General features: G+C 48.0%; 10 protein-coding genes and 1 riboswitch. Of the genes, 4 read left to right on the top strand and 6 right to left on the bottom strand.

All coding sequences use genetic code 11. From position 1 onward, the window contains the following. Positions 1-70 precede the first annotated feature (70 nt). On the bottom strand, positions 71-1,630 hold the full coding sequence (locus tag E7L17_RS05395; RefSeq protein ID WP_316322240.1) for an oligosaccharide flippase family protein: 1,560 nt from the start codon (positions 1,628-1,630) through the stop codon (positions 71-73). A gap of 138 nt (positions 1,631-1,768) precedes the next feature. On the opposite strand from E7L17_RS05395, the gene prmA reads away from it, so the two are divergent. Continuing rightward, on the top strand, positions 1,769-2,689 hold the full coding sequence (prmA, locus tag E7L17_RS05400) for a 50S ribosomal protein L11 methyltransferase (protein ID WP_316322241.1): 921 nt from the start codon (positions 1,769-1,771) through the stop codon (positions 2,687-2,689). A gap of 110 nt (positions 2,690-2,799) precedes the next feature. Here the strand turns inward: prmA and thiE are convergent, their stop codons facing one another. From thiE to E7L17_RS05425, 5 genes are all read right to left on the bottom strand, one after another. Then, positions 2,800-3,435 (bottom strand): thiamine phosphate synthase, encoded by a 636-nt coding sequence (gene thiE / locus E7L17_RS05405; protein WP_316322242.1) that lies wholly within the window; start codon positions 3,433-3,435, stop codon positions 2,800-2,802. Further along, positions 3,428-4,291 (bottom strand): hydroxyethylthiazole kinase, encoded by an 864-nt coding sequence (gene thiM, locus E7L17_RS05410; RefSeq protein WP_316322243.1) that lies wholly within the window; start codon positions 4,289-4,291, stop codon positions 3,428-3,430. Before thiM ends, thiE begins: the two co-directional genes overlap by 8 nt. Beyond that, on the bottom strand, positions 4,254-4,805 hold the full coding sequence (gene thiW, locus E7L17_RS05415; RefSeq protein ID WP_316322244.1) for an energy coupling factor transporter S component ThiW: 552 nt from the start codon (positions 4,803-4,805) through the stop codon (positions 4,254-4,256). Before thiW ends, thiM begins: the two co-directional genes overlap by 38 nt. Positions 4,806-5,140: 335 nt before the next feature. Continuing rightward, a riboswitch (TPP riboswitch) is annotated at positions 5,141-5,247 on the bottom strand. Between the two features lie 51 nt (positions 5,248-5,298). Then, the gene (locus E7L17_RS05420) at positions 5,299-7,452 is read right to left on the bottom strand and encodes a HAMP domain-containing sensor histidine kinase (protein WP_316322245.1); all 2,154 of its coding nucleotides are present in this window, start codon (positions 7,450-7,452) and stop codon (positions 5,299-5,301) included. Next, a complete protein-coding gene (locus E7L17_RS05425; protein WP_316322246.1) occupies positions 7,418-8,125 on the bottom strand; it encodes a response regulator transcription factor in 708 nt (235 codons plus the stop codon). The genes E7L17_RS05420 and E7L17_RS05425 overlap by 35 nt, the downstream gene beginning before the upstream one ends. A gap of 557 nt (positions 8,126-8,682) precedes the next feature. Here E7L17_RS05425 and E7L17_RS05430 point away from each other — a divergent pair. The 3 genes from E7L17_RS05430 (at position 8,683) to E7L17_RS05440 (ending at position 11,840) form a co-directional block, all read left to right on the top strand. Then, positions 8,683-9,630 carry a glycosyltransferase family 2 protein gene (locus tag E7L17_RS05430; RefSeq protein WP_316322481.1) on the top strand — a complete coding sequence of 316 codons (948 nt, stop codon included), beginning with the start codon at positions 8,683-8,685 and terminating at the stop codon, positions 9,628-9,630. Between the two features lie 165 nt (positions 9,631-9,795). Next, a complete protein-coding gene (miaB, locus tag E7L17_RS05435; protein WP_316322247.1) occupies positions 9,796-11,211 on the top strand; it encodes a tRNA (N6-isopentenyl adenosine(37)-C2)-methylthiotransferase MiaB in 1,416 nt (471 codons plus the stop codon). Positions 11,212-11,429: 218 nt separating this feature from the next. After that, positions 11,430-11,840, top strand: coding sequence for a YlbF family regulator (locus E7L17_RS05440; protein WP_316322248.1), 411 nt, complete (start codon positions 11,430-11,432; stop codon positions 11,838-11,840). Positions 11,841-11,889: the final 49 nt, after the last annotated feature.

Consider the following 11,889-nt stretch of genomic DNA (forward strand, 5'->3'; position numbering starts at 1 on the left):
AGAGCCCTCTTTCTGCCGAGATTCTAAAAATAGATTCTGAATTTCAGTTTAGGGACTTGCTCCTAGTTTGTCAATTGGAATTTGTTGTGGGTAGTGCGTTGCGGCCGGTTAAGGAATGCACCCAGCGAATATCATCCTTGCCAAGGCTGCCGCACAAAATAAGAAATAAAGTATACAGCAGGGGCGTTACAAACACCTGTAAGAGCACGCACTGGTAGGGAAGAAAGAAGATAAAGGGGGATAGCTTGAGCAAAAGTGTGACGAGCAAAACGGAAAGGGAAGTACATAATATTGGTTTTAACACCCAGTCTATCATTTGAATCGGCACTTGCGTAACTTTAATCAGGCGGTGAATGCTAAGGCTTGCATTAAAAATCGTGCTGAAAAATACGACGCCTATGTACCCTTTCATACCCCAAACAGGAATGAGTGAGTAAATGAGCACCACGCGCAGGGCGGAATCGGATAAATTGTATTTGAGAGAGCTCATTTGTTGGTCGAGACCCTTTAAAATGCTGTCTACAATACCGTCGAGGTACATGAGCGGCACCAATGGTGCTAAAATACGCAATAAAATACCAGTCTGCTCATTTTTATAAAAGGTAAGGCCAATATCGCGTGAAAAGCCGAGAAAAATGCCCATGATTAAAAAGGAGAAGAGTAAGGTCATTTGCATTGCACGCCCAGTCGCACGGGCAATGGTGCGTTCTTTTCCAGAGGCATTCGCTTCTGCCATTTCAGGAATCAGCAGTGCCGCCAGTGCAGAGAGAAGCGCCGCGGGGAAGTACAGAACTGGCATCACCATTCCTTGAATGACACCGTACTGTGCCATTGCACTCAACGCATTTGAGCCGTTTTTCCGTAGTCCAGATGGAATAAGCAGGTTTTCTACCGCACTTAAAATATTGCGGGCTGTATAGCCGGTCATGGAGGGGAGAGCAATGCGTAAAATTCCCCACAAAGCTCCTTTGCCGCGTGCCCGGTGGTGGCGCAGGCGGCGAATGTCCCAAAAGTAAAGAATCCCGTTAAATAGGCAAGATATCATTTCACCCGCAGTGGAACCCAACATTAAAATGAGGCAGGCCCCTTCCAATGTTTGCGGAGCCAGCAGGGCAAAAAGTGCTACGGCAATGCCAATGGTGGCGAGTTGTTCTAAAATCTCTGCCGTAGCAGGCCGCAGTGCCTTGCGCCTAGCAATAAAATAGCCACGCAAGCTAGCAGAGATAGCCATAAAGGGCAGGCCGGGTGCCAGCATTTGCAGCGGTCGGGCAGCAGCTGGTTCATTGAGCAAAAACACGGCAATGGGCTCAGCGAGGAATAATAATACCGACATGGCGGCAAGGCTTAAGGTAAGCGAGCAGGCAATTCCTTTTCGCACAGCGCCCTTTGCGTAGCCAGGGTCTTCCTTTGCCATGGCTTCGGCCACCAGCCGGGTAACAGCTAGGCTGATGCCGGAGGTAGAAATGGTAATCGCTAAAATAAATACAGAGAAAATAAGCTGGTAAAGACCAAGCCCTGCCGCCCCAATGCGGTCTGTGATAAAAACGCGGTAGCCAATGTTCAGCATCCGCATAAAGAGGGAACCGGCTGTTAAGATTAATGTGTTAATTAGAAACTTGCGTTTATTCATAAGGCAAAGCACCAATCCTGTTCTCCATAAATTCCATAGGCGTATGGTCAAATGTATTCGTTCGCCCGGGAAAAATATGTACAATTTCTGCACAATCGTGTACAATAAGGTGCAGAACAGAAAGGGGAGCCGTATAAAATGGAATGGACAGAAGTAACCATTACCGTGCCAGCCGATTCTGTGGATTTGGCAGGCGACATTGCCCAAATGGTGGTGCCCTACGGTATTTATATTGAAGATTATTCGAACCTAGAGCAGGAGGCGTGGGATATTGCCCACATAGACCTGATTGATGAAGAATTATTGAAGAAAGACCGCACCAAGGCACTGGTGCATGTGTATATTGACCCGAAGGACAACCCCTCGGAAGCCGTTGCATTTTTAAGCGAGCGCTACCATGCGGAAGGAATCGATTTTACCATTGATACCAGTTCGTGCCTCGAAGAGGACTGGATTAACAATTGGAAGAAATACTTTAAGCCAATGCCGGTGGGGAACCGCCTGTTAATTCGCCCTACTTGGGAAGACGAATACGATGCCGGTGACCGTGCGGTACTGCACCTTGAGCCCGGTGTTGCGTTTGGTACCGGAACACACGAAACCACGCGGCTGTGCATGGAGCTGCTGGAGGATTATATTACACCCGGCAGTGAAATGCTCGACGTTGGCTGCGGCAGCGGAATTTTATCGATTGCTGCACTTTTACTAGGAGCAAAGCGCGCAATCGGTGTAGATATTGATGAGGCGGGCGTTCGCACCGCAATAGAGAATGCACGCATAAATGGTATGGATGGCCGCTTTACCGGTATTCATGGAAACCTGACGGATAAGGTAAGCGGTACATTTGATGTAGTTGCTGCCAACATTGTAGCGGATGTAATCATTTTGCTCACGAACGATATTCGCCAGTTTCTGAAGCCCGGTGCGGTGTATCTTATCAGTGGCATTATTGATACGCGCGAGCAGGATGTTCTTGCCGCCATTGAAAAGGATTTTGAAATTCTTCAGCGCCGGGAAGAAAAAGGATGGGTCGCTATGGCTCTTCGAGCAAAAGAATAACTTTCACGAATCGTTACTCGTAGTAGAATTCAAATGAAAAAGGCACGTTTCTAGTAATAGAAACGTGCCTTTTATACATTTTGTATAATTGTGCTAATTGAATTGCGAAACTAAATTTGTATACTCCGTAACTCTAACGATTTCTCTTTAAGCTCTGCGGCGGCTCGCAGGGGATCTGGTGCTTTCATAATGGCAGATACAACCGAAATACCGGCAATTGGCACGCCTTTTAAAACGTCGCAGTTATCGGCATTCAGCCCGCCGATTGCCACCACAGGGATAGAAACACTGCGGCAAATATCATCGAGTGTGCGAACGGGTGTCAAAACGGTTTTAACCTTTGTAGTGGTGGGGTAGATTGCACCAACTCCAAGGTAATCGGCTCCTTCTTTGGCGGCTTGCTGTGCCTGCTCCACCGTTTTTGCGGTTGCACCCACAATTTTACCGGAGCCAAGAATCGCACGAGCGCAGGAAACCGGAAGGTCACTTTGCCCTACATGCACTCCTGCCGCATCCACGGCCGCGGCGATGTCTGCCCTGTCGTTAATCAGGAGCGGAATGCCATAGCGGTCACTTATCGTTTTCACTTTTTGCGCCAAATGGTAGAATTCGCGGCTCGTTTTTTCTTTCTCGCGTATTTGGAGCAGGGTAACTCCTCCTTGGCAAGCAAGTTCAATCTTTTTAAGGAAGATGGATTCATCCAGCCCGGTGCTGTCGGTGACCAAATAAACAGTGAGATCAAGCATGTTGTGTTCTCCCTTTCTGAATGATTATATTTATTGCGTTTTCAAGCTGCTGGTCGGTAACAAGGTACAGTAAGTCCATGAAACGAAGAAAAAAGCTCGACGGCCCCGGTCGCCCTTCCTGTGCCAACTCTCCGCAAATGTTCAGGTACGAGATGGCAAATATCGCAGCGGCAAAAGGCTCCCCCCCGGAAAGAAATCCGGCGGTGAGTGCACCGAGCATACATCCCGTTCCCGTGAGTAGGGACATGCTTTCGCAGCCATTTTTTAGAATGGCCACAGTTGTGCCGTTCGTTACAATGTCAATCGCACCGGTGCAGGCGATTACCGCTCCGGTAGCAATGGAAAGCTGTTGGAGCGCGGCAATGTGTTCTTCCAGCATTTCTTCACGAATGCGGTCTTGCTCCCCTGCATCAACGCCCTTGGCATGGCTTTCTAAACCGGAAAGAGCCTTTAGTTCTGAACTGTTGCCCTTAATGACGCACGGGCGGCATTCGCGAATGAAATCATGTGCAAATGCAAGGCGCGGTTCACTGCATGCAACGCCCACTGCATCGAGCACACAGGGTATGTTGTTTTCGAGAGCGGCTTTGCCGGAGAGCATCATCGCCTGCATACGCACCGCATTGATATTCCCTAAATTAATGCTAAGTGCTTGAGCCTGACTTGTAATCTGCGTGACCTCCGGCGGGTATTCCGCCATAATGGGTCGTGCAGAAACAGACAGCAAGGCATTGGCACAGTCTTTTATAACGATGGGGTGTGTTATGCAGTGAATTAGCGGTTTTTGCTGTTGCACCCGGTGCCTGATTTGCAGCAGCTCAGAGGTTTCGAATGTTGGTTTTGTGCGATTTATCATACACTTTCGCCCCCAATTGTTTTTGTATCACGGTGAGCATCCCTGTTTTCGCTAAAGCACTTAAAAATACAAAGGCAATACTGCCGCCGATTAGTGTTCCACCCAAGAACAGAGGAATGTAAAATGCCCAGCCGATTCCCTGCTTGCCTACCAGCAGTGTCATTACCGGGTAAGAGGCAAGAGAACCAATGATTCCCGTTCCAATAATCTCGCCAATCACGGCGAAGATGAGCTTGCCGCCAGAGAGCCGGTACAAAATGCCGGAAAGAGCTGCGCCGAATATTGCGCCGGTAAGAGCGAGCGGCGGTATACCCATCAGCGTCATGCGCAAAATACCAATGGTAAAGGCACACGCAAACGCATATCCCGGCCCTAGAAAAACGGCACACACAATATTGATGAGGTGAGCCATGGGGCACATTCCCTCAATGCGCAGAATGGGGGAGATAACAACTCCGATGGAGACCATCATAGCGAGCATAACCAGCTTTAAAAAACGTGGATTTTCTTTCATACATCATTCTCCTCAACATAGAATACAGCACGTATTTCAGTTTCATTTGATGAAATACAGATAAGACCATATTGCGGAATTCAGCGGCGTTTCGGCTCGTATGGGCGCAAAAAAAGACTAAGAAATAGCAAGCCGGTACGGCACCAACGCAATATTGGCCGGTCGAAGCTCAATTGCTTCCTCTCAGCCCGAAACACGGGCTCCCTCGCTATTTCATTGTCTTTTTTACCGGCATAGGGCGCTCCCCCTCTGCCGGGGTTCTTGGTTTGGAGTTCTCCATTTTGCGGCGAATCAAAACGGGCGGCGCCAAGTAAGGCGCCGCCCGTATCACATGTTGTGGTAACAGTATAACTCCCTACGTTGGCATAATCCAAATCAGGTTTGAGGGTATCAGGTTCATTCCTTTTCTCAGCCCGAAACACGGGCTCCCCTGTTATTTCCGCTTCAGTATAGCACAGCCCTTCGGGGCTGTCAAATTAAATTTTCTCATTTATTACAGTAGGGAATCCTCATCCGGTACATCGGCGGAAGACTCCTGCAAGGGAGGCGTAGGCTCTAACAAGCTTTCGTTCGAATCTTCATTTACTTCGTTCGAATGAATTGTCTCCTCCGGTTCGGGGGTTGGCAAAAGCGGGAATGTAATGGAGGCACAGAACAAGTCGGCATCTGTGTGGACGGCAAAGCTGCCGCCGCAGGCCTCGGTAAAGCTCTTGGCAATTGAAAGACCCAGGCCGGAGCCGTCTGTACTGCGAGAGTCATCTCCCCGCACAAAGCGTTCGGTTACATCTGGTAGATTCTCTAAAATATAGCGAGAGGTATTTTTTACCTGTGTGATTGCATTGCCGTCCTTTACGGAAAGCTGAATAAAAACGCGGGAGCCCTCCAAGGAATACTGCAAAGCGTTGCGAATCAGATTTTGGAACACACGGTACATGCGGTTGCCGTCCGTTAATATATAAACCGGTTCCTGCGGTAAATCCAAACGAAGAGCCAAGTGTGCGGCGGCAACGGATTCCTCCATATCGGCGAGGGTCTGCTCAATGAGCTTCTGCATAATCAACGGCTCGGGGTGCAGCTCAATGTTGCCCGTGCTGGCTTTGGATACCTCGAAAATATCTTGTACCATCTTTTTCAGGCGGTCTGCCTTGCCTGCCAGAATTTCAATATAATCCTGCACATGCTCCGGCAAGTCACTTTCCTGCCGCAGGAGGCCAATGTAGTTGATAATTGAGGTGAGCGGCGTTTTAATGTCGTGCGATACATTCGTAATCAGCTCGATTTTCATGCGCTCTGCCCGCACCTGATCTTCTACTGCATGACTGATGCCGGACTGAATCAAGTTCAGGTCTTCCGCCGCGGGGGCAAGAGCAGAATCTTCACGGAGCAGAAGCGGCGGTGTTTCGGCGCCAGCTTTCATTTCGGAAATACGGTCTGTCAGCTTTGCAAAATCGGCCAACATGCTTGAGAAAAATCGAGTGTACAGCAGCAATATTACGAGTGCGCCGGCTGCGATAATCCAGGAACCAAAGGAAGAAGTAACGATGCGAAATGCCCAGAATAAAACACCCTCGGTAACGGCAAATAAAACAAACCCGCTAAACATGCGCTGCTGAAAGTGCTTTTTCATCTGGTGCGATAGGTACCAGCTTTTTGTACTGCGGTAACTGTTGTTCAGGTAAACTTCGGGGTTATAATGCAAATCATTTACCAAAAACAGCAGTGTCCAAAAAAGAAGCAGTAAGGGGAAGAGGGTTGATTTCATATTGTGCTTTTCCCAAAGCGGTACGGCACAAGTATAGATTGCCCAAGCAAAAAACAGCATTTTGATTTCGAACCAAACCCCTTTGCTTATTTGGGCGATTTGGCGGTCCACCTGACTCTTTTTATTCCGATTAAATAGGTAAAGTACAAATAAAAGCAAAGCAAGAACGATTGCCGCAGCGCCGCCAAACCAAAGCACTTGAAGCGAGAAGAGTTCATCGGTTGCGTTCGATAATACAGCAGAGGTGCGGTCCGTGCGAAGATTGGGGGAAACGACCATAATCAGTGAAAGGTCGGAAAGCTTGGGGTAATCCGACCACAAATCCCCGTCTTTATCGGCAAGCTCAGAAAAATAAGAACGGTAACCGTCGGTATCAATCATTGCGTCTGTGTCGTATACACGAGTACCGCCCCGCTCAATGACGAGGCTGTCACCATCAAACAACAGCATAAAATTATAGCCGTCGGGAGCGCCCATTAGGTAGCTTTGCAGCAGCCGAGCATTGCGGGCGCTTTCTGGGTCGGTAGAGCCGGTGTTGCTTAAGGTATTGCGGGAGTTCTCCTGTGCAAACAGCAGTATATTTGCGCTTTCCCATTTTAAATTGGGGTACGATTTTGAAAAGGTACCCCGCTGCTCGTCGTCTGCTAAATCCATAAGAGCGGCATATGCAATTTCGCTTACATCTTTGCGGAAAGCCTCGGTTTCTTGGGGGTTGTTGTCAATCGCGGTAGTCAAAGACTGCTTGGCTTGTGCCACAGCCGTACTGCCTGCCAACACGGTTTGTACAGCGGCACTTACCGCAGTAAACGCAATGCTAACGCTCAGTAGAAAGCAAAACCAAATAAAGAGATTACTGCTTTTCCGGTTTGTCGATTTTGTATCCAATCCCCCACACCACCTTTAAATATTCGGGTTCCTTCGGGTTAATTTCTATTTTTTCACGAATGCGGCGTATGTGAACCATCACCGTATTTTCTGCCGAAAAAGCAGGTTCATTCCAAACCCGCCGGTAAATCTCTTCTGCCGGGAAAATCCGCCCGGCGTTCTTCATTAATAGTTCCACAATTTTTGTTTCGGTAGCGGTTAGGCGAACCGGTTCTCCGTCAGCCGTTAGGGTGTGGTTGTCCGCATCAAAGGTAAGGCGGCCAATTGAGATTAGGTTTTGCGACGTAGAGTGAATATCGCCCAGTGAGGTGTAACGGCGTAGCTGCGATTTCACCCGGGCAACCAGCTCCTGCGGATTAAAGGGCTTTGTAACGTAGTCATCTGCACCCATAGAGAGCCCTAATATTTTATCGCTGTCTTCCGATTTGGCTGAGAGCACAATGATGGGTAGATTGCGACTCTCGCGGATTTTTAATATGGCGGCTAACCCGTTCTGCCGCGGCATCATTACATCGATTAAAATTAAGTGAATGTTCCGGCTCATGGCAAGCTCTACCGCCTGAATGCCGTCGTAGGCGCACAGAACTTCGTAGCCTTCTTTTTCTAAATAAATGGAAATGGCACGAACGATTTCTTTGTCGTCATCCACTACCAGAATACATTGTTTTTCCATCTCTGATATTCCTCCAGACTGAATCACATTGGTATAGAGAATGGGCTTACCGTTGTATAGCGGTTTTGACCTTGCGCTATGTATCTATTTACGGTAAAGCGTCCTGTATGTAAGCAAAAATAGCATGGTACATATTAATCATAATACAAAAACCTGACAAAAATAAAGCAGTTTTCTTACAGCTCTCTTACGATTGTCCTAAGGGACTTCCCATACACGAAAGAAAATGGTTTGATGAGATTAAGCTGATTTGCTATATTTCTTTCTTAAGTGAAAACTCGTGTAAAATAATTATAGCACAGCATGGCTTTCTGTGTCATCCCGGCGTTTTTTGGTAATGATAAAATCATTGTATTCGAGTATTCGGGAAAAGAAACAAAAGTATTTTTATACAGAGAAAGCTTCTGTTACTTTTACATCTTTTATCCCACCCCAAATATGGTATAATTGCGGCAGGCAGTTTGTTGTGCTGCAATAAAAGAATAAGAGTGGTATTAGACCGGAACAATGGCGTTCTGGTTCCAAATTCATGCATAAGTCAGGAGTGTGTATTGCGCATGCAAACACCCGAGCTTTCTTTGATCCTGCCCGTACGGGATGTTGAAATAGAATTACCTGGGATTTTACGCTCCATAGCGGAGCAAGTTGGCGACACGGCAGCAGAGTGGATTATTGTGGATATGGGTTCAGAAGATATGACGGTGCTGCGCGCGGTGCAATATATTAAGGAAGAACGACTGCATGGCTTTGTTATTCAAAATGGCAGGGAAAGTGTTTCTGCCGCACTGAATACCGGGATGCAAAAGGCAGCCGGGGAATACCTTACCTTTGTGTTTGCACGGCGGCTGTACAGCGGTTACCTTGCTTCTTATATTGCAGCGGCGCAGGAAACAAAGGCCGATTTTATTTACGGCAGCATGGAGGCCACCGAGGGAAAAGGGAAGCTTTCCGAAGCAGACAATCTTTCTACTGTACTGCAGATGGTACAGGGCCGCCAGCGGATTGATATTGCTGCACTAATGGTTCGAAAAGGGTTTTTAAAGCAGCAAAAGCTTTATTTTCAAGAAAGCTGTAGGCACGGTTATAGTGAGGAATTTATGTATTGCTGTTTGCTTTCCGGAGCGAAGACGGCTAAGGTTCCGATACTTCTCAAGCGCAAGAGTGAGCTGGAGCTGTGGCGCCCAAAGGCAACGCCTGCGGGTCGCGAAATTTTTCAGGCAATTGAAGCAATGCTGCGAGTTCAAGCGGTAATTGAAAACCGCTGCCCAGAGAATCACGAACTGTGCGATAGCTTTGAAGAGCAAAAGCTGCCCGAAACGGTAATGAATTGTGTAGATATTCTTCTGCGGGAAGGTTTAGGCTATAATGCGGTACGTGGTTACTTGCGGGTAGAGGGGTACGACCGGCTATTGGTGCAGGGTAAAAGAACCAGCCGGGCTTTGCGCGCTCGCATTCGATTGTGGAAACTGCTGCCGTGGATGTACCGTCCATCCGTACTCATTTGAATAAAAATTTGGAGCCGCTAAGCTCGTGCGAGTTCGTTTTCTCGCGCCGGTTTAGGCGGCTTTTTCGCCCCTGTTTTTAAGGCGTTCCAGACCCTCACATGTCTTGCCGCAAAGCGCAGAATATGTTATACTCTATGGATACCGTAGCATAGGAGGTTGCTTTTTTTGACAGAGAAGCTGATTGAGACTACGCGGGAATTGACCCGCGAGCAGCATATAGAAGAAGTGGCGCAGATTATGTCCATCCGTGCCCGCGGTGCAGTACCAATGGCGTGCGTGCGAACCTACGGCTGCCAACAGAATGTGGCAGACGGAGAAAAAATAAAAGGACAATTGGAACAAATGGGCTTCTCTTTTACAGAGAATGAAGAAGAGGCAGATTTGATTCTCTTTAACACCTGTGCGGTGCGCGAGCATGCGGAAGACCGTGTGTTTGGCAATGTGGGTGCTTTAAAGAACGTAAAGCACCGGAATCCGTCTTTACTTATAGCGGTTTGCGGTTGTATGATGGAGCAGGAGCATATAGCGGAGAAGATGAAGAAAAGCTTCCCGTTTGTTAATTTGGTGTTCGGCACCCATGTGATTCATAAACTACCGGAGTTAATGTATCGCACTCTCACAGATGGTCGGCGTGTTTTTGAACGCGGCGATGAAAGTGAGGATAAAACGATTATAGAGGGTTTGCCCATCCGTCGTGACGGTTCTTTTAAGGCGTGGGTGACCGTAATGTATGGTTGCAACAACTTCTGTACCTACTGCATCGTTCCTTATGTGCGCGGTCGAGAACGCAGCCGTAAGCCCGAGGCAATTCTCGAAGAGGTACGCACGCTCGTAAGTGCAGGCTACCGAGATATTACTTTGTTGGGCCAAAATGTAAATTCTTATGGAAAAGAGTTAACTCCTTCCGTAAGCTTTGCTGAGCTTCTGCGGCAGTTAGATGAAATTGAAGGGGATTTTCAGCTCCGCTTCATGACTTCTCACCCAAAGGATGCTACGCATGAGTTAATTGATACCATTGCGCAGAGCCGGCATATCTCGCACCATGTGCACCTGCCGTTCCAGTCTGGCAGCAACCGGGTACTAAAAGCAATGAATCGCAGCTATACGCGTGAAAAATACTTGGATTTGGTGGCCTACGCAAAAGAGAAAATTCCGGATTTATCGCTGACCTCCGATATTATTGTGGGCTTCCCGGGGGAAACCTATGAGGAGTTCTGCGAGACTGTTAGCCTGATTAAAGAGGTGGAGTTTACCTCTTTGTATACCTTTATCTATTCGCCCCGTGTGGGTACCCGTGCAGCAGAAATGCCGGACCCGATTCCCTACGAAGATAAATCCCACTGGCTTCGCGAGCTTCTTTCTGTGCAGGAAGAAATTGCAGAGAAGCGCTGTGCGGTGATGGTTGGTACCGTACAGCGGGTTTTGGCAGAAGAAAGAAACCCCAAAACCGGCCTTTTGGCTGGGCGCAGCGGTGGAAATATTATGGTGGAATTCGCTGGTGGGGATGAGTTGATTGGCCAGTTCTGCCAAGTGCGGGTAACGGCTGCTCGAATTTGGCTTTTGAGTGGTGAATTGGTATAATTACATTACTCTTAAGTATCGGTGAATTTTAGTTATACATTAATGAATGATTCTGCGATTGCGCTTTTTATGGGCATGCTAGTATCGATTCCCTAATAAGCTTTAAACATGCTTTTGCAGGGGTGAGAAGCAGAGCTTTTTGGAAGTGTTTTCGGTATGGATACAGCCGCCTTTCGGCGACGCAAAACAGTGATTAAGATTTTAGGAGGTACAATACCATGGATGTTATTGAGATGGCACGCCAGCTCGGCAAAGAGATTCAAAAGGATGAAAGATACCTTGATTTTCAAAAGGCTCGTAAAGAGAGTGAAGAAAATGAGGAGCTGCAGCAGATGATTGCTGACTTTAACCTCAAGAGAATTGCCATTAGCCAAGAAGGCAGTAAGGCTGACCGTGACGAGGATAAAATGCAGCAGCTCAATGAAGAACTGCGCACCGCTTACGACAGCGTGATGAACCACTCTGCTATGATGGATTTTAACCTTGCCAAGGAAGATATGGATTTGATGCTTCAGCGCATCAGCGCCATTATTAATGCCTCTGCGGATGGAGAAGACCCCGATTTGGCAGACTACCAAGCCGGCGGATGCAGCTCCGGTGGTTGCTCCGGCTGCTCTGGCTGCCACTAATCATACGCTTTGCTGAAAACACTTCCCCCCGCTTTTTAGCGGGGGGAAG

The organism is Clostridium sp. (assembly GCF_032576335.1).
Classification (GTDB): domain Bacteria; phylum Bacillota; class Clostridia; order Oscillospirales; family Acutalibacteraceae; genus Faecalispora.

What these genes read in the sequence shown, in the direction of transcription:
- E7L17_RS05395 (WP_316322240.1), bottom strand. Translation starts at nt 1,630, where the DNA reads ATGAATAAACGCAAGTTTCTAATTAACACATTAATCTTAACAGCCGGT.
- prmA (WP_316322241.1), top strand. Translation starts at nt 1,769, where the DNA reads ATGGAATGGACAGAAGTAACCATTACCGTGCCAGCCGATTCTGTGGAT.
- thiE (WP_316322242.1), bottom strand. Translation starts at nt 3,435, where the DNA reads ATGCTTGATCTCACTGTTTATTTGGTCACCGACAGCACCGGGCTGGAT.
- thiM (WP_316322243.1), bottom strand. Translation starts at nt 4,291, where the DNA reads ATGATAAATCGCACAAAACCAACATTCGAAACCTCTGAGCTGCTGCAA.
- thiW (WP_316322244.1), bottom strand. Translation starts at nt 4,805, where the DNA reads ATGAAAGAAAATCCACGTTTTTTAAAGCTGGTTATGCTCGCTATGATG.
- E7L17_RS05425 (WP_316322246.1), bottom strand. Translation starts at nt 8,125, where the DNA reads ATGGAAAAACAATGTATTCTGGTAGTGGATGACGACAAAGAAATCGTT.
- E7L17_RS05430 (WP_316322481.1), top strand. Translation starts at nt 8,683, where the DNA reads ATGCAAACACCCGAGCTTTCTTTGATCCTGCCCGTACGGGATGTTGAA.
- E7L17_RS05440 (WP_316322248.1), top strand. Translation starts at nt 11,430, where the DNA reads ATGGATGTTATTGAGATGGCACGCCAGCTCGGCAAAGAGATTCAAAAG.